General features: G+C 61.5%; 25 protein-coding genes. 15 read left to right on the forward strand and 10 right to left on the reverse strand.

Translation table 11 applies throughout. The features are described from left to right. Nucleotides 1-11 precede the first annotated feature (11 nt). The 13 genes from AXF13_RS02830 to AXF13_RS02890 all read left to right on the forward strand — a co-directional run bounded on the left by AXF13_RS02830 (nucleotide 12) and on the right by AXF13_RS02890 (nucleotide 13,384). Nucleotides 12-704, forward strand: a complete 693-nt coding sequence (locus AXF13_RS02830) for a LexA family transcriptional regulator (RefSeq protein ID WP_062254682.1) — start codon at nucleotides 12-14, stop codon at nucleotides 702-704. Between the two features lie 2 nt (nucleotides 705-706). Further along, nucleotides 707-1,903, forward strand: coding sequence for a lytic murein transglycosylase (locus AXF13_RS02835; RefSeq protein WP_062251566.1), 1,197 nt, complete (start codon nucleotides 707-709; stop codon nucleotides 1,901-1,903). A 4-nt stretch (nucleotides 1,904-1,907) separates the two neighbouring features. Beyond that, entirely contained in the window at nucleotides 1,908-3,158 is a 1,251-nt protein-coding gene (locus AXF13_RS02840) for a beta-ketoacyl-[acyl-carrier-protein] synthase family protein (RefSeq protein ID WP_062251567.1), read from the forward strand. A 10-nt stretch (nucleotides 3,159-3,168) separates the two neighbouring features. Then, on the forward strand, nucleotides 3,169-4,794 hold the full coding sequence (locus tag AXF13_RS02845) for a class I adenylate-forming enzyme family protein (RefSeq protein ID WP_083521929.1): 1,626 nt from the start codon (nucleotides 3,169-3,171) through the stop codon (nucleotides 4,792-4,794). Nucleotides 4,795-5,573: 779 nt separating this feature from the next. Further along, nucleotides 5,574-6,242, forward strand: coding sequence for an HD domain-containing protein (locus AXF13_RS02850; protein ID WP_062251568.1), 669 nt, complete (start codon nucleotides 5,574-5,576; stop codon nucleotides 6,240-6,242). Then, complete coding sequence (locus AXF13_RS02855) at nucleotides 6,205-7,116, forward strand: D-alanine--D-alanine ligase family protein (protein WP_062251569.1); 912 nt, start codon at nucleotides 6,205-6,207, stop codon at nucleotides 7,114-7,116. Before AXF13_RS02850 ends, AXF13_RS02855 begins: the two co-directional genes overlap by 38 nt. Nucleotides 7,117-7,118: 2 nt before the next feature. Then, nucleotides 7,119-7,859 (forward strand): CatA-like O-acetyltransferase, encoded by a 741-nt coding sequence (locus AXF13_RS02860; protein ID WP_062251570.1) that lies wholly within the window; start codon nucleotides 7,119-7,121, stop codon nucleotides 7,857-7,859. Nucleotides 7,860-7,948: 89 nt separating this feature from the next. Then, a complete protein-coding gene (locus tag AXF13_RS02865) occupies nucleotides 7,949-8,782 on the forward strand; it encodes an AraC family transcriptional regulator (RefSeq protein ID WP_062251571.1) in 834 nt (277 codons plus the stop codon). 15 nt (nucleotides 8,783-8,797) lie between these two features. Beyond that, nucleotides 8,798-9,718: a DMT family transporter gene (locus tag AXF13_RS02870; protein WP_008686121.1), complete on the forward strand. Its 921-nt coding sequence runs from the start codon at nucleotides 8,798-8,800 to the stop codon at nucleotides 9,716-9,718. 313 nt (nucleotides 9,719-10,031) lie between these two features. Further along, nucleotides 10,032-11,513, forward strand: a complete 1,482-nt coding sequence (locus AXF13_RS02875; RefSeq protein ID WP_062251572.1) for a DNA-3-methyladenine glycosylase 2 family protein — start codon at nucleotides 10,032-10,034, stop codon at nucleotides 11,511-11,513. Between the two features lie 300 nt (nucleotides 11,514-11,813). Further along, on the forward strand, nucleotides 11,814-12,518 hold the full coding sequence (locus tag AXF13_RS02880) for a methylated-DNA--[protein]-cysteine S-methyltransferase (RefSeq protein WP_223299961.1): 705 nt from the start codon (nucleotides 11,814-11,816) through the stop codon (nucleotides 12,516-12,518). 13 nt (nucleotides 12,519-12,531) lie between these two features. Further along, complete coding sequence (locus tag AXF13_RS02885; protein WP_062251574.1) at nucleotides 12,532-12,831, forward strand: MGMT family protein; 300 nt, start codon at nucleotides 12,532-12,534, stop codon at nucleotides 12,829-12,831. Between the two features lie 55 nt (nucleotides 12,832-12,886). Continuing rightward, on the forward strand, nucleotides 12,887-13,384 hold the full coding sequence (locus AXF13_RS02890; protein WP_062254686.1) for a methylated-DNA--[protein]-cysteine S-methyltransferase: 498 nt from the start codon (nucleotides 12,887-12,889) through the stop codon (nucleotides 13,382-13,384). 4 nt (nucleotides 13,385-13,388) lie between these two features. On the opposite strand, the gene AXF13_RS02895 is transcribed toward AXF13_RS02890, so the two are convergent. The 4 genes from AXF13_RS02895 to rfbF form a co-directional block, all read right to left on the reverse strand. Continuing rightward, nucleotides 13,389-14,363 carry a prenyltransferase gene (locus tag AXF13_RS02895; RefSeq protein WP_062251575.1) on the reverse strand — a complete coding sequence of 325 codons (975 nt, stop codon included), beginning with the start codon at nucleotides 14,361-14,363 and terminating at the stop codon, nucleotides 13,389-13,391. A gap of 2 nt (nucleotides 14,364-14,365) precedes the next feature. Then, nucleotides 14,366-14,884, reverse strand: coding sequence for a dTDP-4-dehydrorhamnose 3,5-epimerase family protein (locus AXF13_RS02900; RefSeq protein WP_062251576.1), 519 nt, complete (start codon nucleotides 14,882-14,884; stop codon nucleotides 14,366-14,368). Continuing rightward, nucleotides 14,884-15,996 carry a CDP-glucose 4,6-dehydratase gene (rfbG, locus tag AXF13_RS02905; protein WP_062251577.1) on the reverse strand — a complete coding sequence of 371 codons (1,113 nt, stop codon included), beginning with the start codon at nucleotides 15,994-15,996 and terminating at the stop codon, nucleotides 14,884-14,886. Before rfbG ends, AXF13_RS02900 begins: the two co-directional genes overlap by 1 nt. 234 nt (nucleotides 15,997-16,230) lie before the next feature. Then, nucleotides 16,231-16,995 (reverse strand): glucose-1-phosphate cytidylyltransferase, encoded by a 765-nt coding sequence (rfbF, locus tag AXF13_RS02910; protein ID WP_008686113.1) that lies wholly within the window; start codon nucleotides 16,993-16,995, stop codon nucleotides 16,231-16,233. Between the two features lie 522 nt (nucleotides 16,996-17,517). Here rfbF and AXF13_RS02915 point away from each other — a divergent pair. Continuing rightward, entirely contained in the window at nucleotides 17,518-18,204 is a 687-nt protein-coding gene (locus AXF13_RS02915) for a hypothetical protein (RefSeq protein WP_008686112.1), read from the forward strand. Nucleotides 18,205-18,830: 626 nt separating this feature from the next. On the opposite strand, the gene hflX is transcribed toward AXF13_RS02915, so the two are convergent. Continuing rightward, complete coding sequence (gene hflX / locus AXF13_RS02920; protein WP_062251578.1) at nucleotides 18,831-20,480, reverse strand: GTPase HflX; 1,650 nt, start codon at nucleotides 20,478-20,480, stop codon at nucleotides 18,831-18,833. A gap of 256 nt (nucleotides 20,481-20,736) precedes the next feature. Then, nucleotides 20,737-21,327, reverse strand: coding sequence for an IMP cyclohydrolase (locus AXF13_RS02925; protein ID WP_008686106.1), 591 nt, complete (start codon nucleotides 21,325-21,327; stop codon nucleotides 20,737-20,739). A gap of 389 nt (nucleotides 21,328-21,716) precedes the next feature. Between AXF13_RS02925 and AXF13_RS02930 the strand changes: the two genes are divergently transcribed. Next, nucleotides 21,717-22,523, forward strand: a complete 807-nt coding sequence (locus AXF13_RS02930) for an exodeoxyribonuclease III (RefSeq protein WP_062251579.1) — start codon at nucleotides 21,717-21,719, stop codon at nucleotides 22,521-22,523. 155 nt (nucleotides 22,524-22,678) lie between these two features. Here the strand turns inward: AXF13_RS02930 and AXF13_RS02935 are convergent, their stop codons facing one another. From AXF13_RS02935 to AXF13_RS02950, 4 genes are all read right to left on the reverse strand, one after another. After that, nucleotides 22,679-22,990 (reverse strand): hypothetical protein, encoded by a 312-nt coding sequence (locus AXF13_RS02935; protein WP_008686102.1) that lies wholly within the window; start codon nucleotides 22,988-22,990, stop codon nucleotides 22,679-22,681. A 188-nt stretch (nucleotides 22,991-23,178) separates the two neighbouring features. Further along, nucleotides 23,179-23,805: a tetratricopeptide repeat protein gene (locus AXF13_RS02940; protein ID WP_062251580.1), complete on the reverse strand. Its 627-nt coding sequence runs from the start codon at nucleotides 23,803-23,805 to the stop codon at nucleotides 23,179-23,181. Then, the gene (locus tag AXF13_RS02945; RefSeq protein ID WP_008686099.1) at nucleotides 23,802-24,194 is read right to left on the reverse strand and encodes a hypothetical protein; all 393 of its coding nucleotides are present in this window, start codon (nucleotides 24,192-24,194) and stop codon (nucleotides 23,802-23,804) included. The genes AXF13_RS02940 and AXF13_RS02945 overlap by 4 nt, the downstream gene beginning before the upstream one ends. A gap of 84 nt (nucleotides 24,195-24,278) precedes the next feature. Next, on the reverse strand, nucleotides 24,279-24,947 hold the full coding sequence (locus AXF13_RS02950) for a YkgJ family cysteine cluster protein (RefSeq protein WP_009303857.1): 669 nt from the start codon (nucleotides 24,945-24,947) through the stop codon (nucleotides 24,279-24,281). Nucleotides 24,948-25,101: the final 154 nt, after the last annotated feature.

Below are 25,101 nucleotides of genomic sequence, written 5' to 3' on the forward strand. Positions count from 1 at the left end.
TGGAGTATCCCATGCCTGTCTTTGCGGAAATATATGAACGCATCAAACTGGCGACCAGCAGCCGCACCCAGGTGGAGTTGGCTGAAGTGCTGGATATCCGCCAGTCGAGCATCTCAGACGCCAAACGGCGCAATTCCGTGCCGGGCGACTGGTATATGAAGCTCTTTGAGAAATACGGACTCAACCCCGACTGGCTCAAGCAAGGGGTCGGGCCCATGTACCTGCGTACCGAGCAGGGCTACATGCCGCAGGACGCGCCGGCCTCTCTGGCCGAAAACGCGGCCCATTACGGCGATGCCCTGGCCAAAAATTCCGTGTGCACGGAATATGACATGCACTGTGCCTACAGCGATAAAAAGCCCCGGCCCGAACTGACGCCGGCGGGTAAAATTTCGCTGCCCCTTTCGCTGAGCCGCGAGGGCCTGCTGGTACTGCGCATGCGCGGGGCCAACATGAGCCCGCTCATCCTGCCCGGCGCGCATCTGGGGGTGGACACGCTGGACAACAATGTGGTGTCCGGCCAGATATACGCCCTGTTCGCCCCCAATGAAGGGCTGATGCTGCGCCGCGTCTTCCTCAACGGAGAGCAGGACGGCTACCTGCTGCGCTCGGAGTCGCCGGATTTCCCCGAAATATCGCTGACGCCCGATCTGCTGGTCAAGCGCCTGCTGGGGAAGGTGGTCTGGATTCTGCAGGAGTTGTAGCCATGTCTCCACGGCAGCTGCGGCGTCAGCGCGCGCGTTTTCGCCGGGCGGCTGGCCCGCGCTGTTTTCTGCTGATCCTTTGCTTTCTGCTCGCCGCCTGCGGCGGCATACACACGGCTTCCACGCCGCCCGCCGCAGGCGCGACGAGCGACACTCTGACGGAACGGGATCTGCCGTCCCCGACGGCGGACAATCCCGCCACTCTTTCTTCCTCACCCTCTCAACCTTCCGCGGGCTCCGCGCCCGTTGCTCCGGAACCGGTTCCGCCGGTGGCCCCTGCGGTCGCCGCGCCCGCCGGCCAGGCCGGAAATTTGGCCGGGAATGTCGCCGGAAACGGGGCCGTGGCCCCGGCATGGCGGCCCTTGGCCGAACGTCTGGCCGCTGACGGCCTGGCCGGGCCCAGGGTGGACGCGTTGCTGTCCACCCTGGCGGCCACGCCCAGCCAGTCGCCCATGGGCCGGAAAATGCGCGAGCTGTATATGCGGCGCTTTTTCCCCAAACCGCCCTCGGGCAAACCCGCGCCGCTCTATTACAAGGGCGTGGTCACGGAGAAAAACGCCCGGCTCTGCCGCGAGTTCATCGCAGCCAACCCCCAGGCCTTCGCCCTGGCGGAAGCCCGCTACGGCGTGCCGCCCGCCATTGCCGTGTCCCTGCTGTTTGTGGAGACGCGCCTGGGCAAAGTGCTGGCCGACGTGCCGGAAAACGCCTTCTATACCTTGGCCAGCATGGCCGTGAGCCGCCAGCCGCAGGATATCAGCGACTGGTTGCCGCGCCTGCCCGGCTATGAGCGGCATCTGGACTGGTTCGCCGAAACCATGCCCAAGCGCGCGGACTGGGCCTACAAGGAAGTACGCGCGCTGGTGGCCCATCTGCTGCACGACAATGCCGACCCGCGCGCCCTGCCCAGCTCCATTTACGGGGCCGTGGGGCTCTGCCAATTCATGCCGTCCAATATCGCGGTCTACGGCGCGGACGGCGACGGCGACGGCAAGGTGGATCTGTTCAGCGTGCCGGACGCGGTGGCCAGCCTGTCCAATTATCTGGCCAAGCATGGTTGGAAGCCGGGGATCTCACGCGCCCGTCAGCATACATTGCTGATGGCCTACAATCACTCGCGGACCTATGCCAATACTATCCTGGCCTTGAGCGATCTGGTGGCGCAACCTCCGGCATCCCAGGGCGCGGCGGCCAAAAGGTAGTCGTATGAAAGACACGGCGCTGGTGATCACCGGCATGGGCGCGGTCACTCCCATCGGCATCGGCGTACCCGCCTACTGGAAAAATCTTGTCAACGGCGCGTGCGGCGTCGGCCCCATTACGCGCTTCGACGCCTCGGACATGGCCGTGCGCATTGCCGCCGAAGTCCGGGATTTCGACCCGGCGGCAATGCTGCCCCATGCTGTGGCCCGGACCACTTCGGCCTTCATGCAGTACGCTTTTGCGGCCGCGGAAGAGGCCCTGCGCGACAGCGGCCTGGATATGGCGGCTGTGGCCGCCGAGCCGGAACGCGTGGGCGTGGTCATGGGCACGGCCATGGACGGCGTCACCACGGTGGCGCGCACCCAGGACGCTTTTCAGGCCAGCCGCACGGGCAAGGTCAGCCCCCATTTCGTGCCCATGGTCATCGGCAACGTGGCCGCGGCCCAGGTTGCCATTGCCCACGGTCTGCGCGGGCCCAGCCTGACCCTGAACACCGCCTGCTCAGCCGGAGGCGACGCCCTGATGACCGCGGCCATGCTGCTGCTCTCCGGCGAGGCCGACGCTGTTCTCGCCATGGGCGGCGAAAGTATTTTATGCCCCATCGTGGTTTCCAGCCTGACGCAGGCCAAGGCCCTTTCGCGCCGCAACGACGAGCCGCGCACGGCCTGCCGCCCTTTTGATCTGAGCCGGGACGGCTTTGTCATCGGCGAAGGCGGCGGCGCTCTGCTGCTCGAAACCGAAGCCCATGCCCTGGCGCGCGGGGCGGAGGTCAAAGCCGTGCTGGCGGGTTGGGGCAATACCATCGACGGCCATCACATCACCGCGCCGGAACCACGGGGAACGGGCGCGGCTGCCTGTATGCGCGCCGCGTTGCGCCGGGCCGGACTCCGTCCGGCGGACATCGGCTATATCAACGCCCACGGCACGTCCACCCTGCTGGGCGACCGGGCCGAAACCCTAGCCATCAAAAACGTGTTCGGCGGCGCGGCCGTCGCGCCGCCTGCCAGCTCCACCAAAGGGGCCACCGGACATCTGATGGGCGCGGGCGGCCTCACCGAGGTCATTGCCTGCATTCAGGTCATCCGCGAGGGCGTTTTGCCGCCCACGTTGAACTATTCCACTCCGGACCCGCTCTGTGATCTGGACTATGTGCCCAATACGGCGCGTCCCGCTGTGGTGCGCGCGGCCATGTCCAACTCGCTGGGCTTCGGCGGCCAGAATTCCAGCATTATCGTATCCCGCTATCCGTCATAGGAGACATATTGTGGCTTTTACCTACGATGTCGCCATGTTCAGGGACACCTTCGAGCATGAATTCACTTGGCTGAACGGTTTTCTGCGCAATGTGGGCCGCTTTGCGGAGCGTCCGGCCCTGCACTGCCCGGCCAGCGGACGGCGCTGGACCTACCGGGCTCTCAATGCCGACGCCAACCGTCTGGCCCATGCCCTGACGGCCGACGGCGTGGGCGGAAACAGCGTGATCATGTATATGCTGCTGAACAGCCCGGAATTCGCCTTCTGCTATCTGGCCGGGCACAAGACCGGGGCCGTCAGCTGCCCGGTCAACTACCGCCTGGCGCCGGGCGAACTGGCCCTGATCATCGACGACAGCACGCCCGAAATTTTTGTTTATGACCTGGAATTCTCGGAAACGGCGCGCCAAGCCCTGGACTTTGCCCGTCACAAGCCGCGCCGCGTGGTGGCGGTAGGGGAGGGGGCTCCCGCCCGGCCCGGCGATACGCCGTACGGGGAATACGTGGCGGGCAGGCCGGGGAGCGACCCTGTCCGCCCTGATAGGCCGCACATCTACGACGAAACGGCGCGCCTCTATACTTCCGGCACCACCAACCGGGCCAAGGCCGTGCCCATCAACAACATCAATGAAGTGCTTTCCGCCCACGACGTGATGATGCACTTTCCGCTCAACGCCACGGACCGGACCATGAACATGACGCCCTGGTTCCACCGCGGCGGCCTGCATTCCGGCGGCCTCACGCCCACGCTTTACGCCGGGGGCGAAGTCGTCATCCTGCGTGAATTCAATCCCCGTCGCTGCCTGGCCTTTGCCCAGGAACATCAGGTCACCTTCCTGATCGGCGTGCCCTCCATTATCGCCCTGCTGGCGCGGGCCCAGGAGCGCGCCCCGGCGGACCTCAGTGCCCTGCGCGGCATCGTGACCATGGGCAGTCCCTTTGAGAAAAGCGCCTGCGAAAAATACCGGGAGCTGTTCACGCCCAATATCTTTAACGGCTACGGCACCACGGAAACCTTCTGGAATACTTTTCTGCGCCCCTACAATCTGCCGGAAATGGCGGGTAGTGCCGGGCAGGCCTGCACGGACGACGATGTGCGCGTGATCCGGCTCAAGGAGGACGGCCACGCCGAGCCCACGGAACTGGCGGCCAAGGACAATGCCGAGGTGGGCGAAATCATCATCAAATCCCCGGCCAAGTCCGCCTGCTGCTATGTGAACAATCCGGAAATGAGCGCGCGGAAGTTTTACAAGGGCTACCATTACACCGGCGATCTGGGCACCTGGGATGAAAATGAATGCGTCACCATAGTGAGCCGCAAGGACGACATGATCATCTGCGCCGGTGAAAACATCTATCCCACCCAGATCGAGGCCGTGCTCAACGAGCATCCGAAGGTGGCGGAAAGCGCGGTCATCGGCGTGGCGGACCGTCTGCACGGCCAGTGCGTGGCCGCCTATGTGCTCCCGGCGGATGAAAGCCTGAGCGTGGAGGAGCTGAAAGCCCACTGCGCGCGCCATCCCATGCTGCCTCCGTACAAACGGCCCAGGTTCTATACCCTGGTGAAGGAGCTGCCGCATACCGCCACCGGCAAGCTGCTGCACTACAAGCTGCGGGAGCAGGCCGCACGCGGCTGAACGAGCGGGTTTTTTTGCGGGAATGTCCCCACGGGCCGGAGTTTCCTCTCAAGTCTTCGCGCGGCGGGCCGATAAGAGTGCTTAGAGCGCAGCACGCGTTCTGCTCGTCGCGGCCCTTTCCGTCAACAGGGCCATCCCTTGCGGAATTATGCCTGATTCCGACCGCCTGTGGGGATGCAGCGGCGACGCGCGCCGGTTCGTGTCGTAGCCGGCGCCCGGTTCACTTCCCGTTGCCGCCGCTCCGGACTCCGGCGCCATCCGGCGTCCGGGGCGGCCAGGGGAGTGGGCGTAAAACAGTCATCAACAGCGGATCAGCCTTTGAAGGCCGGTCCGCTGTTTTGTTTTTGCGCGATTCCTTGAAACGGCAACAGCGGGGGTGGTCTGCCCCCATCAAGGTAGACAAAGTAAAAAAGCCCCTCTAGGCTCAAACTTTGGAACCCTGATGGGGGCAGACCAGGGTGCAGGGGCATTCTGTTCTCCGTCAGTTGTTTTATTCTGCCCCCCGGTCCCTGTCCGCGCCGGGCTTCAGCCGTTGGCGGCAAGGCCGCCTTACGGATGAAGACAGCAACGATAGGCGGCCAAAACGCCAGGAGGCGCAAAGGCACTGCGCCCGCAGGGTTCGAAATACCTCATCGATATGATAAGCCCATAGAACAATTCCCTTTGAAAGATAACTTAGTAGAGATCAGAATAATTCTGCCTACGGACGGAGAATGGAATGACCCTGGCGGCATTGCGGGCGTCTTGCCATCCCACTCCGCCGGTGGCATACTTGCAGGATGAGCAGTTTTGACCCCGCGCCCGGCGCGGCGAAACCATTCCGCCACCCTCTGTCCGGCCTGCCGGAACTTCCGGGTTTGAGGACGGCCGCCTCCGCGCCTTCGCCGCCTTCTCCGGATGACGAGGCTTGTTTCGCCCTCTGGCGCAAGTATGCCATGCTGCCCAATGTGCAGCGCCATTCTCGTCTGGTGGCCCATATTGCCACGGCTTTGGCCCGGCGCGCGGTGGAAAAGGGCTTTGCGGTCAATGTGCCGGAGGTGCGCGCCAGCGCCCTGCTGCACGACATCGCCAAAACCTACTGCCTGCGTCACGGCGGCAGCCACGCCCTGCTGGGCGGCGCGTGGGCGGTGGCCGAAACCCGTAACTACACGCTGGCTCAAGGCGTCATGCTGCATGTGCACTGGCCCTGGCCTCTGCCGGAAGGGGCGGGCATCTGCGCGCTGCCGTTTTTTGTGATTTATGCCGACAAGCGGGTCAGGCACGACGCCTGCGTGCCGCTTGAGGAACGCTATGAGGATCTGCTGACGCGCTACGGCCGTACCGAGGCCGCGCGCGAGGGCATCCGGGGTTCCTATGAACAGGGAAAAACCATTGAGCGCGCCTTGTCGGCGCAGTTAGGATGGACGTTGCATGAAGATTCTTTTGATTGCGGGCGGCTGGTCCAGTGAACGCGAAGTCTCGCTGAACGGCGCGCGCGGCATGGCGGAAGCCCTGCGGGCGCTGGGTCACAGCGTGACCTTTTTCGATCTGCTGACGGAGTTCGACCAGCTTCTGCCCCAGGCCAGGGAGCATGACTTCGCCCTTATCAACCTGCACGGCGCGCCGGGCGAGGACGGCTTGGTGCAGGCCATGCTGGACCGGGTGGGCTGTCCTTACCAGGGCGCGGGCCCGGCGGGGTCTTTTCTGGCCCTGAACAAGGCCGCGGCCAAACAGCTTTTCCGGCATGCGGGCCTGCCCACGGCGGACTGGGAATTTTTGCCCTGTCCTCCGCCCGCGGACTGGCAGCCGCGTCTGCCCTATCCGCTTTTCGTCAAAAGCAATACCGGCGGGTCCTCTCTGCGCCTGGGCCGGGCGCGTGACCGCGCGGAATTGGACAAGGTGCTGGCCGAAATCTTCGCCGCCGGGGACGAGGCTCTCATCGAGCCGGAACTCAAGGGCCGCGAGGTGACCTGCGGCATCCTGGGCGAGGAGGCCCTGCCGCCCATTCTCATTGAGCCCGTAGCCGGGGATTTTTTCGATTACGAAAGCAAGTACGCCACGGGCGGCGCGCGCGAGATCTGCCCCGCGCCCATCGCGCCGGAGCTGACCGACCGGGTACGGGAACTGGCTCTGGCCGCCCACAGGGCCCTGGGACTCCGGGGCTACAGCCGGGCCGACTTCATTCTGGATGCGGACCAGAACCTGACCCTGCTGGAAGTCAATACCCTGCCGGGCATGACCTCCACCAGCCTTGTGCCCCAGGAGGCCAAGGTCATCGGCCTTGATTTCGGCCAGTTGCTGGAACGGCTCATGGAACTGGGCATGGCGCGGCGCAAGAGCTGAGCATGGCGGCTTCGGGCGCGCACGGAGTGGAGGAAGCGGGCGGCACGGGCAGGGACATTGCGCCTGCCGTCTTCACGCCCGTGGACCTGGAGAACTGGCCGCGCCGGGAATACTTCGCCTATTATTTCGACAGGCTCAAGTGCCGCTATTCCATCACCGCAACGCTGGACATCACCCGCCTGATGCGTCGGCGTCGGCAATTGCAGCGCCGTTTTTTTCCCATCCTGCTCTATGTGATCATGCGCGCCGTGAACAGGCAGGGCGATGAAGAGAATGCGGGCAACAGCGCTTTCCGCATGGCTTTTGACGTTCAGGGCCGCCTGGGCCGCTGGAGTTACTGCAATCCGGTCTATACCGTCTTTCATGAGGACGACGCGACCTTCTCCGACCTCTGGAGCCAATGGTCGCCGGATTTCAGCGTGTTTTACGAAACCGTGCTGGCGGACATGGCCCGTTACGGCAACGTGCGGGGCATCAAGGGGCGACACCACACGCCGGAAAATTTCTGCTCCGTGTCGTCCCTGCCCTGGCTTTCCTTCACGTCTTTCGCGCAGGACACCTATGCGGAATCACGCCTGCTTTTCCCGCTGATCCGGGTGGGCAAACACTTTGTCCAGGGCCGCAACAGGCTGATTCCCGTGGCTGTCTCCGTACATCACGCCGTGGCCGACGGCTTTCACACCGCCGGGCTCTTCCATGACATGCAGGCCGTGGCCGACACGGCGGAGCGGTGGCTATGCTGATCAGCGCTCATCCGACTGTTCCGGCGTCAATATCGTACCAGAAAATTTTCGCCTGACGCGCTACTTTTCGTTCATACAAGGAGTTGGCCATGCCGGGCGGGACGCGCGTGATCCGTTTTGACGCGGATCTGCAGATTGAGGCCTGTTTGTTTCACGGGTTGCTGCAAAACTTTCCCAATCATTTTCATGAGCATTATGTCATCGGCTGCATAGACGGCGGCCGCCGCCGGGTTCTCTGCAACAACAGGGAATATCTGGCCGAGGCCGGGGATCTGATTCTTTTCAACCCACGCGACAACCATGCCTGCAGCCAGGTGGGCGACGAGCTTCTGAACTGGCGTTGTCTGCATGTGGGCGAGGAAACCATGCGCCGCTTGATCCGGCAGATCACCGGCGCGGAGGCCTTGCCCGTGTTCGCGCCCAATATCGTGCCGCAAAGCGAGCTGGTTCCTTTGCTGCGGGATCTGCACGCCATGGTCCTGGAAGAGTCCGTGGACTTTTGCAAGGAAGAGCTGCTCTTCGCCCTGCTGGAACAATTGCTGGAAGAATTTGCCGCGCCCTTTACGCCGCCCGCGCCCCAGGTCGGAGATGCGGCCGCCCGCGCAATCCGTGCGGTCTGCATTTTTCTGGAAGAGCATTATGCGGAGCGGATCAGTCTGGATGATCTGGGCCGCCTGGCCGGGCTGGACAAATATTATCTGTTGCGGACCTTTACCCGCGCCAAAGGCATCACGCCCTACCGCTATCTGGAAAATGTGCGCATCGCCCGGGCCAAGGCCCTGCTGGAAACAGGCGTGACGCCGGTGGAGGCTGCCTTGAGCGCGGGCTTTGCGGACCAGAGCCACTTCACGAAATTTTTCAAATGTTTTATCGGCTTGACGCCCAAACAGTACCAGCGCATCTTCATCCCGGCCAAACGGTGAGCGGGAAGGAACATCATGACGGACCGGAAACAGCTGATCGGACACCTCGCTGCCCTGATGACCATTATCGTCTGGGGCGTTACCTTTATTTCCACCAAGGTGCTGCTGCGCGATTTCACGCCCCTGGAAATTTTATTTATCCGCTTCACGCTGGGCTGGTTGGCCCTCTGGCTGGTCTGCCCGCGCCGCCTCAAGCTGACGGACAGGCGGCAGGAATGGCTTTTCGCCATGGCCGGGCTGACCGGCGTGACCCTGTACTTCCTGCTGGAAAATATCGCCCTGACCTATTCCTTTGCCTCCAATGTAGGGGTGATCGTGGCCGTGGCGCCTTTTTTCACGGCCTTGCTGGCCTTCCGTTTTCTGGACGGCGAGCGGCCCAGGGCCAACTTTTTTCTGGGTTTCGCCGTGGCCATTACGGGCATCGGCCTGATCAGCTTCAACGGCAGCACGGTGCTCCAGCTCAATCCTTTGGGCGACCTGCTGGCCGTGCTGGCGGCCCTGGTCTGGGCCGTCTACTCCATCCTGACCCGCAAGATAGGGGCCCACGGCTACGGCAGCTTGCAGGCCACCCGCAGGATTTTTTTCTACGGCCTGCTGTTCATGCTGCCCTGCCTGCCTGTTTTCGGCTTTTCCTGGGACGCCGCGCGCCTGCTCAAGCCGGTGAATTTTCTGAACCTCCTTTTTCTGGGCCTCTGGGCCTCGGCCCTCTGTTTCGTGACCTGGACATTCTCGCTCAAGCGCTTGGGCGCCATTAAAACCGTGGTCTACATTTATCTGGTGCCGGTGGTCACGGTGCTCACCTCAGTGCTGGTGCTGCATGAGCGCATCACCTGGATGTCCGCCACGGGCACGGCCCTGACCCTGCTGGGCCTGGGTATTTCGGAAGTGCGGCGGTTGCGGCTGTGGAAGACGCACGGGCGGATTGCGAAGAATTAGGGCCGTCCTCATTAAGCCGCCCTTTCCCGCGCGGCACGGCCCGAACTGAAAAAAACGGCGTAAAAGCGGCGGCGCGATCTCCGGAAGGACATCGCGCCGCCGCTTTGATTTTTTTCCATTTGTTATATCGATAATGCCGATGTGTTAATTGCCGATGGCGGCATAGTTCAGTGAACTCCCCCAGTAAAATGTGGGCAGCGCGCGGACCGCGCCGGTCAGCAATGGATGTAGCGGAGTCATTGCCATGTCCGAAAACGGCTAGCTCTTTGGGCATATCCCGGTATAGTCTTTTCACATGGAGGCAGGCGCAAGGATGCACGGCAACTATCCAGGACTCTATTCCGCCTTTTGCGCGAAAGATCCCCGTTTTGACGGCAGATTTTTTGTTGGCGTGTCTTCCACCAGGATATATTGCCGTCCCGTGTGCCGGGCCAGGACGCCCAAAGAGGAGAACTGCGCTTTTTTTTCCTCAGCGGCGGAGGCTGAACAGGCGGGCTACAGGCCATGCCTGCTTTGCCGGCCGGAACTTGCTCCGGGGATGTCGATTGCCGACGCTTCCGCATCCTTGGCGAAACGCGCTGCAAGAATGATAGAGGAAAACTGCGGAAGCGGTGAAAGACTGGAGCAATTTGCGCACCGCTTACATTGCACGGGCCGTCATCTTCGTCGGGTATTTGAAGAAGAATTTCATGTTTCACCAGTACAATATTTGCAGACCTGTCGTCTGCTTCTGGCAAAAAATCTTTTGACGGACACAAAATTGCGGGTCGTGGATATCGCCATGGCTGCCGGTTTCGGCAGCTTGCGCCGATTTAACGATGCCTTCAAAGAAAAATACCACCTGACGCCTGGCGACATCCGCAAAAGGATGTCCACCACGAAACGAGAAGACGCGGAGCTGAAAGTCTCCCTTGGTTACCGGCCGCCGTACCGCTGGAAAGAGATGCTGCGATTTTTGAAAGGGCGCGCAATAGCTGGAATTGATCTGGTCAGGGGAGATGCTTATTACCGGACGGTTTGCCTCGCAAACACAAGGCGAATGCCGGTGACGGGATGGATTGCCGTTTCAAATAACGAAGCTGAGCATATTCTGGAGGTGTCTCTAAGCGAGTCGCTTTTATCCGTTCTTCCACAGCTGCTTGGGAAAGTCCGGAATATGTTTGATCTATATTGTGACCCGGAGGCGGTGTTTGAATCGCTATCCTCCATGAATGCCATCCGGGAAAACCTTTGCATGAAAGGCGCAAGGCTCCCCGGCTGCTTTGATTCCTTCGAGGTATCCGTCAGGGCAATCTTGGGGCAGCAGGTCACGGTAAAGGCGGCGGGCACTCTTGCGGAACGGCTTGTCAGCCGGTTCGGGATTCCGGTGGCGACAGTTGTTGAAGGTCTGTCGCGTATATTTCCGCCCCCGGAATATTTTGCCGGTCTTGATGGGCCACTGGAACAGCGCCTGGGGCCGCTCGGCATCACCGCTTCCAGAGCAGGAGCCATAGAGGCGCTCGCCAAGGCTCTTGCAAGGCGGGAGATCTGTTTGGACGGGTGCAGCGACCCGGAACAGGAAACGCGGAAACTTATGGGCATCAGGGGAATCGGCACATGGACGGCAAACTATATCGCTATGCGGGCCATGGCCTGGCCAGACGCGTTTCTGGAAACAGACGCGGGAATACGGCATGCATTGCCCCGATATTCCCCCAGAGAGCTGCGTATCATGGCCGAACAATGGAGACCGTGGAGAAGTTACGCTGCGGTCAATCTCTGGAACAGCCTGCATGCCACTGATGACAACGGATAACTGCATGCTGATATAAAAATTATGGTTGGGAATTTTGAACGATACTATATTTCATAATATTTATATTCAAGTTTGTTTAACGCTAAATATAATCTTAAAAAGAGTAAATTGAAATAAAAAATGTGTTTGTACTGTTTGAGATCACCATTAAAAAGATAAAGTGAATGTATAGTTGTAGCTGGCTATTTCCCTGAAGGAAGAGCTGGCAAAGGCGGAGAGGGCTGTACCCGCTCCAAGCGTTTCTTTTCCCTGGTGGAAGAGGGCAAACGACTCAGCCTGCCCATATGGGAAAGCTGAAGAATGCGTGACACAATGGCGGAATCCGGCAATGAACCGCATCTGCCGGCAAAAGAGCAGGGCAACCCCTTTTGCAAACTACAGCATTGCGGTGCTCGCGCCAATGCGCGGCTATACCATGACGGATCGCCGGAATGCGCCCGAAGATTCCAATCAGTTCCTGGAGGCGTGACGATGCAATATACCGCTGCCTATCAATCTTCCGTCGGCGATGTACTGCTGGCCGCCGATGAGACCGGCCTGACCGGCTTGTGGTTTGAAGGCGAAAAATTCTATGCCCTCAGTCTTGATCCTGAGCATGAGGAAAGGGAAACGCCGATTTTCGCGATAACCAGACGCTGGCTGGACATCTACTTTTCCGGGCACGAGCCGGATTTTATGCCGCCGGTGCATATGATCGGTTCTGAATTTCGCCGCTGTGTCTGGGAGCTGCTGTTGCAGATTCCTTACGGAACGACCGTCACATATGGAGACCTCGCAAGGCAGGTGGCCAGACGACGCGGCCTGCGCCGGATGTCGGCGCAGGCCGTGGGCGGCGCAGTCGGGCACAATGAAATATCGATCATTGTTCCCTGCCACCGCGTTGTGGGAACCAACGGGAGCCTTACCGGATACGCGGGCGGCGTGGATAAAAAACGCAGATTGCTGGAGCTTGAAGGTGTTGATATGGAAAAATTCTTTGTTCCCGCCAGGGGCACGGCACTGTAACGCGGATTCCAGCATGCCGCGCGAAGACTTGATATACGAGATACTTTCCGCTGTTGGAGAAATACCGGAAGGGCGCGTCGCCACATATGGCCAGATCGCGCGGCTGATCGGCAGGGACAGGAATTCCAGGCTGGTGGGAAAAGTCCTTGGCATGGCGAATTTGTATGGAGAATATCCGTGTCACAGAGTTGTCAACCACGCGGGGCGGCTTGCGCCCGGATGGCCGGAACAGCGTTTTTTTCTGGAAGCGGAGCAGGTTGTCATGAAGGACGACAGGCATGTGGACTTGAAGAAATACCAATGGGATTGCTGAAAGGGAGGATGCGGTGGGCTGTATAGCATACCATACAACGCCCCTGGGACGGATCATGCTTGCGGCGGAAGGCGACGCTCTTGTCGGGCTTTGGATGGAGGGGCAGAAGTATTTCGCGGGCAGCCTGAAAGGGGAGTTCCGGGAACGGAACGATTTTCCGGTGTTGGTTCGGGGCAGGGAATGGCTTGATCGCTATTTCGCCGGCGAAAAACCGCATGTGTCGGAGCTGAAACTTGATCCGGCAGGAAGTGAATTTAGAAAGGCGGTATGGAAAATCCTCTGTCAGATTCCCTATGGGGAGGTAACAACCTATGGAGAAATAGCTAAAAAAATTGCTGTAGCCCGCGACAAGGAACGAATGTCTTCACAAGCAGTCGGCGGGGCAGTGGGGCATAATGCGATTTCTATCATTATTCCTTGTCATCGTGTGGTCGGAGCCGGTGGAAGCCTGACAGGCTATGCCGGCGGCATTGACAAGAAGATTATGCTGTTGGCCCATGAAGGGGCATATTCAAAACGTTTTTTTGTGCCGAAAAAGAGCACCGCGCCGTAACCATTCAAAAGGCCACGCCCAGAATCAGGGCCGCGCCGCAGATCAGGTAGGTTTTGCGCACCAGATGGCCGTGGGCGTCCAGGGGCAGCCAGTCGCCGCGCCCGGCGGCGTTGATCCGGCGGCAGGCCGTGAGATAGAAGGGCAGGCCCGACAGCCCTAGAAATACCGGCCATCCGGCCAGGCCGCAGGCCCAGAGGTTGATCAGCAGCAGCCAGACGGCGGGCCACCAGAGCTTGAAGACCAAGGCGGCCTTGTCCTTGCCCAGTTTGTTGGCCAGGGTGTGCTTGCCCGCGGCCAGATCTGTTTCGATTTCCGGCAGGCTCTGGTAGTAGAGCACGCCCGCCACCATCAGGCCCACGGGCAGGGCTAGGGCCAGAGAACGCAGGTCGAAGCGCCCGAGAAGCAGGGTGGCGCCGGCCGTTACCATGATCAGGCCCATGTTCAGGCAGACGAAAAGCTCGCCCAGGGCGCGGTGCCCGTAACGGATGGGCGGGGCCACGTAAAAGACGGCCGAAGCCACGGCAAAGAGGGTGGCCGCCCACAGGCAGGGCCGCAACGCGGGCGGCAGGCTGAAAATCAGGGCCGCGCCCACAACCAGGGTGGCCGGGATCAGCAGCAGAAGGGCCGCGGAAAGTTGGCGCGGGCTGATCAGTCCGGCCTGGATTACCCTTGAGCCGCCGATGTTTTCGCCTTCGTCCACGCCGAGAATATGGTCGAAAAGGTCATTGGCGAAGTTGGCGATGGTCAGGCCCAGAAAACAGCCCAGCAGCAGAAGCAGCCAGACACCCCACTGGCCGGGCGTCACATGTCCCTGCACGCGGAAGGCCAGGGCCAGCGCCAAGGTCACGGGGATGGCGGCGGTAATGAAAAAGGGCGGGCGGCAGGCCTGCCACCATGCGCGGCATTTTTGCCCGGCGGAGAGCGGCGGGGCGTCGGACGGACGGGGAGCCCAGGCCGCGCGCAGCAGGTGGCGGGCCATGCTCAGCGTCCTCCGGCCTGAACCGCGCCCTTCCAGCTATAGGGAATGGCCGGATCGTCCGCCGGGCGGCGTTCCCCTTCGGCGGGATCGTGGGGAATGTCCGCGCAGTTGCAGATCAGGGCCGCTTCCCCGCCCATGGCCGCGAATCCGTACCAGACGCCTGTCGGAATGCGCAGCAAGCCGTAGTGTTCCGGTCTGCCCAAGGCCAGCTCGCAGAGTACGCCTTGGGTGGAAGAGCCGGGGCGGTCGTCATAAAGCACGATTCTGAGCAGGCCGTGGGGCACGGCAAACAGCTGGGTCTGGCGGCTGTGGCGTTTCCAGGCTTTGACAGCGCCGGGCAGCACTTCCGAGAAATAGATTTCGCCGAAACCCGCCGCGAAATCGGGCAACAGGGGCGAATCGGGGCGCAGCATGTGCAACACCGGCCCCCCGGGCGTGGGGATCATTTTCAGGGGCTGGAACAGTGCGCCTGCGATGCCCACCTCCTGTGCAACGGGTCCGTCGACGGTATGCGCGCCCATCAGCTCACCCAGACCTGGCCGCGCTGTTCGGCCGCGTTGACGTAGGCCGCGATCTGGCCCAGGCTGAAGTCCAGCATGTCGGGTGGGGTTGCGCCGTCCCGGCCCCGGTAGAAACGGTGATACCATTCGGCGGTATAACGGATGGTTTCGTCAAAGCTGAGAGTGGCCTTCCAGCCCAGGTGGGCCAAGGCCTTGTCGCAGCAGAGCTTGAGCAGGGTGCATTCCTTCATGCCCGCCTGGCCCGCCGCGTCCATTTGGCTTTCAAAGCCGGGCCAGTGCCGGGCCAGGGCTTCCACCACCTCGGCCACGGTATTGTTGACGTCCGCCGCCGGGCCGAAGTTGTAGGCCTGACCGCGCGGGTCAAAGGGCGCGTTCCCGTTGTCCAGCAGGCGCGCGCCCAGCCAGAGATAGCCGGAAAGCGGCTCCAGCACGAGCTGCCAGGGCCGCGTGGCCCAGGGGCTGCGGATCTGCACGGCCCGGCCCTCGGCCCAGGCCCGCGCGCAGTCGGGCACAATGCGGTCCAGGGCCCAGTCCCCGCCGCCGATCACATTGCCCGCGCGCACCGTGGCACAGGCCGGACCTTCCTTGAAAAAGCTCTGAAAATAGGAATGGGCGATGATTTCCGCGCAGCCCTTGGAAGCGGAGTAGGGATCGGCGCCGCCCAGATGGTCGGTTTCACGGTAGCCCCAGACCCATTCGTCGTTGCGGTAGCACTTGTCCGAGGTGATCATGACCACGGCCCGCACCGAAGGGCAGGCCCGCACGGCTTCCAGCACGTTCATGGTGCCGAGCATATTGGCCTCAAAGGTGCCTGCGGGGTCCTCGTAGGATTTGCGCACCAGGGCCTGGGCCGCCAGGTGGAAGACCACCTCGGGCTTGAAACGCCGCACGGCGTCGACCATGCCCTGCCGGTCGCGGATGTCGCCGCGCAGATCTTCCAGGTGCGCGTCCAGATGCATGGCCGCGAAATGTGAGGGTTCGGTGGGGATGCCGTCGGAAAAACCGGCCACGGTCGCGCCCAGCCGCGTGAGCCAGGCGGCCAGCCAGGAGCCCTTGAAACCCGTGTGCCCGGTAACGAAGACCCGACGTCCTTGATAGGCATTGGCAAACATAACTATTCCTTACTCGTGGGAGAAAGCTGGATTGTCTTTTTATTCATTGCGGCGCGGTAATTTTTGCGCGCCGGTAAGGTGGACAAGCGGCCCGGCGCGTACTCTGCGGCAGGTCGGGAGTTTTGTTCTCCGACAAGGAAAACGAGCTGAGGCCGACAGGAGTGTACTCTTATGGTACATGACTGGAGGCCGAAGCGAAGTTTGACGCCGCCGGAGGGCAAAAGAACCGGACTGCTACACCCAAAAGGCCCGGCCGCTGTCCCAGAGTTCATTGAGCTTGATGGAATCGCGCAGGGTGTCCATGCACTGCCACTGGCCGGGATGCGGATACATGGAAAGCTGCCCTTCGGCGGCCAGTTGCTGCAGGGGTTCTTTTTCCAGGTCGCAGTTTTCGTCCTCGCTCAAGTAGTCCAGGAAACGGCGTTCGAACACGAAAAAGCCGCAGTTGATATGCTCGTTGAGCACGGGCTTTTCCTCCCAGGAGAGAATCTTGCCCGCCGCGTCCGTGCGTACCGCGCCGAAACGCGAGGGCATGCGCACGCCGGTGAATGTGCCGATGGTGCCGGACTGCTTGTGGAACTCCAACAGCTTGTGCAGGTCGATATCCGCCACGCCGTCGCCGTAGGTGACCATGAAGCGGTCGCTGTCGATATACTTGGCAACGCGTTTGATGCGGCCGCCCTTGAGGGTTTCCTGGCCGGTGTCGCAGAGGGTCACCCGCCAGTCCTCGACATGGCCGGGGTGGGAGATGATAGTGCCGCTTTTGAGTTCCACGGTGAAATCCGTGTTGCGGATGTTGTAATCGTGAAAATACTGTTTGATGACTTCGCCCTTGTAGCCCAGCGGCAGGACGAAATCCTTGAAGCCGAAACGGGCGTAAATGGACATGATGTGCCAGAGCACGGGCCGCCCGCCGATTTCCACCATGGGCTTGGGTTTGACCGAGGTTTCCTCGCGCAGGCGCGTGCCCTTGCCGCCGCACATGATGATCACTTTCATATAAAGGCCTCCTGAGTCGCCGGCGGGTATGCAGCCCCGCAGGACTCGGCTACCTGTAGCAGAAGCCCGCGCGGAAAAAAAGCCCCGCCGTCTGCCCGGCCGGGGCAATCGCATGAATAGGGCGAAAAAGTAAGATACTCTTGCGTCGGGCTTGCTGTAACTTTACGGTTATTTTACAAAATCCGCCTTTTCCGCGCGGGCGGCGTTATCGGCGCGTTTTCGCTGCTCACATACTTGAGTATGTTCCGCGCAAAAACGCGTCGCTGCCTTGCCCGCACGAAAAAATCGCCAATTTTGCAAAATTCCCGCAAAACCAGTCCCCCGCTCACTTGCCGACGGTGTCGGCTGCGTTCGCGGGAATGAGGAAGGAAGACCTACTTTACAAATATCCAACGGCTGAAACATTCATGCGATTGCCTTGTCGGCCCGACCGGGGCGGGGCTTTGCATTATTCCGGCTCGCGCGCTATAGTATTTCCGTTGGAACGATACTATTGCGTTTCGGCGCGTAAAAGAGGTTGTTATGAATATACTACGTCGGCCGTCCCCTTTTCTTCTGGTGGCGGCGTTGCTTGCGGCCCTGCTCACGGCCTGTTTTGCCTCCGGCCCTCAGAAAGCTCTGAACTCGCTGGCGGAAGCCCTGAATAAAAACGACAGTGCGGCCTTTCTGGCCCAGTTGGATCTGAAAACCTTCGCGGCCAACCAGATCAAAAACCTGACCCGCGAGGATCAGGCTTTGAGTTCGCTGGACTCCCTGGGCCGCATGCTGGGCCTGGGCGGCATGGACGATCTGCTGGGCAGCGTGCTGAATATGGAAAATCGTTTGCAGAGCCAGTACACCCGTGGCGTGAGCACAGGCGAAATGATGGCCCAGTGCCGCGAGGCCCAGACTCCGGACTGCCCCTGGGTGCCTGAATCCCTGAAACAGGCGCAGGTGACCGAATTGAGCGATACGGCGGCGGTGGCCAAGGTGACCACGCCCGCCAAAATGACCAGCTGGCTGGCCCTGCGCAAGAAGGGCGACCGTTGGCTGGTGGTGGGCCAGGCCATTCTGGAAAGTACGGCCAAAGCCTACGCGACGGACGTTTCCGCGCCGCCGGTGAGCGGCGCGCCCGCAGCCAGACCGGATGCGGGAAATAAGGGAGACAAGAACGCCAATCCCGGCGGCGGTGCGGACAAGCCTGCGGATGGCGGCGCGATGAATATTTAATTCCGGTTCGATGAATGTTAGAGCATTTGAAAGTTAATCTGCTTTAGAGCCTTTTGATATTGAAAATATCTCAACGCTCTGTGCGGATTTTCCGTGGAAATCCGCACCGCGAAATACTCTAGAGAAGCGGGGAGAAGGGGAGACTCTTTTCCCCGTTTTTTTGCGCGTCCATTTGCGAACTCTACAGCATTTCACACTTGAAAAGCTGTGAGCCGAACACGGTGAGGCGCACCGCGAGACGGCGTGGATTCCGGCGAAGCGACCGAAGTCAGCCCGAAGGGCTGTCCCCGTTGGCGACAACGGAACCATACGGGGATCGACAGCAGCGATAACCGCGTTTTTGCCGGAATGAATCCTTTGAAACGTGTAGCGTTTCAGAGGGAATCTGCTCTAGGGGCTGTTTCTAAATTGTCCTTTCGTCCTCTGCCTGTGTCAGGCTCGCCCCGCGCGAAGGTCGAATATGTTGAATATACTCCCTCCGCCCAGAACTCGCTTTGCTTTAGCCGTTGCGACGAAGGAGCTTGATCCGTAACACGGCTTCGCCGTGAACGGCTCAAGCAAGCCGCCGACGCGCCAACGGCTAGCGCCCTTGGCAGAGAATGAAAATCCTAATTTAGAAACAGCCCCTAGTTCAGCGAGAAGGGCATATCTGGAATGACCGGCGGCCTGTTCCGGGTCAGCAGGTCTGTTTCCAACTGTTCCAGCAGAGAGTTGAGGCCGTCGCCGCTTTTGGCCGAAACAGGCAGGGCCAGGGGAAAGGCGTCGGCCAACTCGGCCCGGGCCGGAGCCGCAAGCTGGTCCCATTTGTTGAGCACCAGCAGGCGCGGCACGCGGTCCAGCTCCATTTCGGCCAGAATGGTCTCCACCGCCGAAATCTGTTGCAGCAGGTCCGGGTGGGAGGCGTCGGCCACATGCACCAGCAGATCGGCGGCCTCCAGCTCTTCCAGGGTGGCGCGGAAGGCGTCCATGAGTTCCTTGGGCAGATTGCGGATAAAGCCCACGGTGTCGGCCAGAATGATTTCCCGTTCCGCCGGGAAGCGCAGCCGCCGCGTGGTGGGGTCCAGGGTGGCGAAGAGCTTGTTTTCCACCAGCACGTCCGAGCGGGTCAGCCGGTTCAGCAGCGTGGACTTGCCCGCGTTGGTATAGCCCACCAGGGCGGCCAGGGGGATGCCCTGGCGCGAGCGCCGGGCGCGGGTAAAGGCGCGCTGCCGCCGCAACTGGTCCAGTTCCTTGCGGATGCGGGCCATGCGCTCGCGGCTTTTGCGCCGGTCCGTCTCCAGCTTGGTTTCGCCGGGGCCGCGTCCGCCGATACCGCCCATGAGCCGGTCCATGGCCCGGTTTTTGCCCACCAGGCGCGGTTGGGTGTAGCGCAGCTGCGCCAGCTCCACCTGGAGTTTGCCCGCCCTGGTCACGGCGTGCTGGGCGAAAATATCCAGAATAAGCTGGGTACGGTCAATAACCTTGCGCTCGGTGATGTCGGCCAGGTTGTGCAACTGGGCGGGCGAAAGTTCGCCGTCAAAAACCAGCATGCCCGCGCGGCCTTGCAGGGCCAGCACTTCCAGTTCCGCCACCTTGCCCTTGCCCAGAATCAGTCGGGGATTGACTTGGGCCACGCGCTGGGCCATGCGCCCGGCTACGGTGAGGCCGGCGGTGCGGGCCAGCTCGGCCAGTTCGTCCAGATTGCGCTCCTGCAGAATCCGGGGCTGGGCCGCCACGGAAACGAGCAGGGCGCGCGGCGCGTCCGCCGCTTCCCGCGCATCCTCGCCGCGCCGGGCCAGCTCTTCTTCCAGGGCTTCGGCCGTGGCCGTGAACTGCGCGGCCGTGCGGTCCCAGGGCTGTGGGGCGTCCAGGTGGTAGGGCTTGCCCGCGGCGCCGGAAGGCAGCAGGTGCGCGGCCTGCCACTGCACGGGATCGCCTGTGGGATTCACGTTGAGGGCGATGACCGCGTCCAGGCGCAGGAAGAGCATATCCATGAGGTCTTCCTGGCTGATGCCGTCCGGGGAGAGGTGGGTGTGCAACAGGCGCAGGCCGCGTAACCGCTCCTGGCCGGTGCGGCCGCGCGGCAGTTCGGGAATGAGGATGCTGCCCGCCTCGCCCACCAGAACCATTTGCACTCGGCCCTTGCGGTCGATAAGCAGACCCACCTGCCGCCCCAGAGCGCGCGACAGAAGAGCCAGCTCGCGGGCCTGCTCAATGGTGTAGACATCCTCCGCCGGAAACCGGCGGTTGAAAAGGCGGTTCAGGGCATTGAGCTGGCTCGGCTTGAGCCCCTGCACATTGCCTTCTGGCTTGGGAATGGCGCGTCTCCTTTCTGCGGCGTGCAGTGAGAGTATTTCGACTTTGAAAGTTGGAATGCCTGGCGGCGAGCAGGTCGGGCCGCCCGCCGCGAAGCAGCGTGGATCCAGCCGAAGCGACCAAAGGCAGCCCGGAGGGCTGTCTCCGTTGGCGACAACGGAGACATACGAACGGCGATGGCCGCGGTCTTCGGCTGAATAACCCTGTGAAACGCAAAGCGTTTCACAGGTATCCGGTCTAGGGCCGCAGGTAGGAGGTAATCAGCGCATCGTAGCGCGAAGTGGCCTCAAAGGCCCGTGAGGCCATGACCTGCCGGAAGTTGAGGCTCACATTCATATCGTGCTGGCGCAGCTCGTCCATGGCCGCGCCGTACCACTGGGGCGAGGGCAGCACCAGGACGCTGTGGAAATTTTTGGCCGCCGCGCGCAGCATGCAGGGGCCGCCGATGTCGATTTCCTCCACGGCTTCTTCCAGGGAGAGGTGGCGCTCCACCGCACCGGCGAAGTCGTAGAGATTGACGCAGACCAGGTCAAAAGGCCGGATGCCCTTTTCGGCCAGGGTCTGCATGTGGAAGGGGTCATCCTTGTTGGCCAGGATGCCCGCGTGGATTTTGGGGTGCAGGGTTTTGACGCGCCCGCCCAGAATTTCCGGAAAGCCGGTCACCGTGCTGACGGCGGTGACGGGCAGGCCCGCCGCCTCCAGCACTTTTTGGGTGCCGCCGGTGGAAATCAGCTCCACATCGCGGGAGCTGAGAAAGGTGGCGAAATCCACAAGGCCGCTCTTGTCCGTAACGCTCAGAATGGCGCGGCGGATTGGCAGAACTTCCATACTGCAGGGACTCCTTAAAAAGTGGATCGGACACAGGCGGGCAGAGCCGTCCGGCTCCTATGAAAGTACTGATCAATGGTCTTTTTGCTCTCTGCCTGCGTCAGGCTCACTCCATGCGAAGGGCGGGTTTGAATATACGCCCTCCACCCGGAGTTCTCCGTGTTTGGCAGAGAAAAATCTTCATTACTCAGCACTTCCCTGGAGCATTTACTACGTGAGCCGCTCTAAAAATATCCGCCCGGCAGGTCCTCTGCGGGCCTGTCCGGCAGCACTTTTTGTGTACCGGAAAAGCGGATTGCGCGCAATGGGGCGCAGCGGCACAACGGCCCCGAGCATGGCGGCTTGCCCCCGGCAGCGGCCTTGGCTATGCTGCGGCCCGTGGAGGACATATGCGGATAAAACTCGTCTCCTGGAATGTGAACGGCCTGCGCGCGCTTTCCGCCAAGCCGGAGTGGGAGTGGTTCACGCGCACCGACGCCCAGATCGTGGCCCTGCAGGAAACCAAGGCCCACCCGGAACAGCTCAAGGAAGAACTGGCCAGCCCCGAGGGCTGGGAGGCCCACTGGTCCTCAAGCCATGTGAAAAAGGGCTATTCCGGAGTGGCGGTCTTCAGCCGGATGACGCCCCTGGCCGTGCGCGCGGAATTGCCCGATCCCCAGTGGCAGGGCGAAGGACGCCTGCTGCACCTGGAATTTCCCGACTTCCATTTTTTCAACGGCTATTTCCCCAACGGCGGGGCCGAGGAGCTGGATGAAAACGGCAAGCCCACGGGACGCTTCAAGCGCGTGCCCTACAAGATGGGTTTCTTCGAAGCCTTTCTGAACTATGCGGAAGAGTGCCGCAAAAGCAAACCCATTGTGGTCTGCGGGGATTTCAACATCGCCCACCAGGCCATAGATCTGGCCCGGCCCAAGCAGAATGTGAAAAATACCGGCTTTCTGCCGGAGGAACGTGCTTTTCTGGACCGTTTCACGGCCATGGGCTATGTGGACACCTTCCGAAAGGTGCACGGCGACCAGCCGGACCAGTATTCGTGGTGGTCCTACAAGACCCGTGCGCGGGAAAAGAACATCGGCTGGCGCATTGACTATTTCTTTGTTTCCGAAGAGCTGGCCCCGGCCGTCAGCGACGCCTGGATCGAAAACAGCGTCTACGGCTCGGACCATTGCCCGGTGGGGCTGGAGCTGGAGCTGTAGAAGCCGGAGGGCGTTTCAAAGGTACTCTGCGCTAGATCCTGTTGACACTGCGTTCTTTTGCCCGCTGGATTTGTTATTGCTGCTGTCTTTATCCGTAGGGCAGCCAAGCCGCCTAACGGCTAAAGCGAACAAAATCCCAGTAGTGTCAACAGGTTCTAGTCCAGCAGGCCCAACAGCCGCGCCACCCGCTGCTCGTTAAGGCCGGAGTGCGCCTGGATCAGCTCCCGGCTCTGCAGCACGGCTTCTTCTTCCACCTGGGCCAGGGTCTGCCGTACTTCCTCGGAATTGGGCATATGCGGGGTGAGCGGGGCGCTTTCCTCCAGGGTGGGCAGAACCGGGGCGGCGGCCTCGGCGCTTATGCCTTCGGGCTCAGCCGGACGGGCGGGCAACATGGCGTTGACCCGTTCCTGAAAGGTGGGAAAATGCGGCCCCAGATCATTATTGCGAAAGCGGAATTCCAGTTCCATGCGTATGCTCCTTGCTTTGTTTCCGCATAACGGCCTGCATCCGCATGGCTGTTATGCGGTGGCGTCGCGGCCCGGGGCGAACCCGGAGTCCGGACGCGAAAAAACGCGGACGGTGGAAAAATTGACCGTCCGCGTTTTTATAAGCAAAAAATATGCCGCTGGTTCGGGAAAAGGAGTCCGCTCCCGGCTTACTTCCTGTGGGGCTTCAGCTCCTCCAAAAAGCCCTCCGACACCTCGAAGCCCAGTTCGCGCGCCTTGTCCGCGGCTTCCACGGCCTGATCGTATTCCTTGAGGTCAAAGAGAGCCAGGGCCAGATTGTTCCAGGCCGGGGCAAAACCCGGCTCCTGGGCCAGCAGTTCCCGGCAGACTTCCACGCTGGCCTTAAAGTCGCCCTTCATGTAATAGGCCGTGGCCAGGGCGTTTTTGGCCTGGATGAACTTGGGGTCCCATTTCAGGGCCTTGCGCAGAGCCGCGATGGCCTTGTCCGGCTCGCCGCGCTGCAGATGCACGAAGGCGATGTTGCTCCAGGGAATGGGGAATTTGGCCCGGCAGTTGGCGGCTTCCTCATTATAGTGCAGGCAGCCTTCCAGATCGCCGCGTTCCAGGCAGATGCCGCCCAGCTGCACATAGGCTTCGGCCAGATGCGGCGAGTTGCGCACCGCATTGAGCAGCGCTTCCTCGGCGGCCACAAAATCACGCTTGCTCAGCAGGGCCAAGCCCAGGTTGTAGTAATGTGTCGCGCATTGCGCGTTGGCCTCGATTTCCTTTTTGAGGTCCGCGATATATTCATCCAGGTCGTCGTAACGCTCTTTCATGCGATATGCCCTTCTTTTTTCAAAAGATCATGGTACCAGAGGCAGAAGTCGAAAATGCCCTGGTATTTTTCGTCCTTGTTGACCACGCCCAAGGCGCACTCCATGGCGCCCTTGCCGTAGTCGTTGCTGTACGGCCCTTTTCGGGCCGCTTCGCGCAGAAATTCATTGACCAGCTGCTGGGTGGTGCGCTTGCTCACATCCATGCGCAGGTCCAGAGGATCGTTGGGCTTCTGGAACGGATCCCAGTTTTCATAGCCGATACGGTCCACAAACTTGCGGCGGCGCGGATTCATTTTTTCGTAAATCTCGCGTTTGAGTTTTTCCTGCTCGTCCGTAAGCGCCTGCGGTGTGCCGTCGCGGAAAACAGTGGCGGGGATGCTGTCAAACATGGGGAGCGCCTCGGCCTGTTTCTGGTTCGTCAGCTTGGGCGCGACATTCTTGTCGCGCCCGGGTTCCGGGCAAAAATTCCGGAATCACTCTTCGGGCTTGGCCTTGCCGATGCCCAGATAGGCTTCATCGTAGCGGGTGATCAGGGCCATGGAAAGAGGCACGTACACCTCGTGCAGCTCCGAGAAGCGGGATTCCACGGTCCGGGCCACCTCCCGGCTGAGTTCATCCAGCCGGGCCTGGATTTTGTCCAGATGCACGGTGGGATAGGCCTTGCCCTTCTCAAAGGCCGAAAAGCCGCAGACGTGCCCCTGTCCGCCGATGGCCGTGGGTACGCCGTACAAACGGCAGGTGATGGGCCGGGCCTCGTAGAGCAGACAGCGGTCCTCCCCGTCCAGCAGCGGGCAACGCAGCCGGATCTGGGCGGCGCGGGCCATGAGGGCCTCCGGGCTTTCTCCGTCCTTTTCGGCGCGGAAGAGTTCCCGCTTCAGGCGGGTGAGGCGGCGGTCGGTTTCCGACGCGCGGGTGAGAATGGCCGAACGCTCGGGCCCGTGGGCAAAGGCCGCCTCAAAGGCCCGGTTCAGAGACATGGCCTCCACCAGCGAAAGATCGAATACGGCGTGACAGCAGTCGCTGCAGCCTTCCTTGCAGGTCACGCAGCCGGGCTGCGTCTCGCGCACCCGCGCGAACAGGGCGTCGGCCTCGGCCCGCAGACTTTCATAGCGGGAAAATATGGGACTCAGATCAGGGATCATGATTATACCTGGCGTAGTTCGCGCAGCAGCGAAACCGCCCCTGCGCGGGCGTTGTGCTCAATCATGGCGGCGTCAGCCGCCGGAGCGGTATCAGGAACCATGTGCCGTCTGTCGGCGTTTCCCATTGCGCGCGAACGGCTGCGCCACAGGCGAG

Origin of the sequence: Desulfovibrio fairfieldensis (assembly GCF_001553605.1) — a bacterium.
Lineage (GTDB): Bacteria > Desulfobacterota > Desulfovibrionia > Desulfovibrionales > Desulfovibrionaceae > Desulfovibrio > Desulfovibrio fairfieldensis.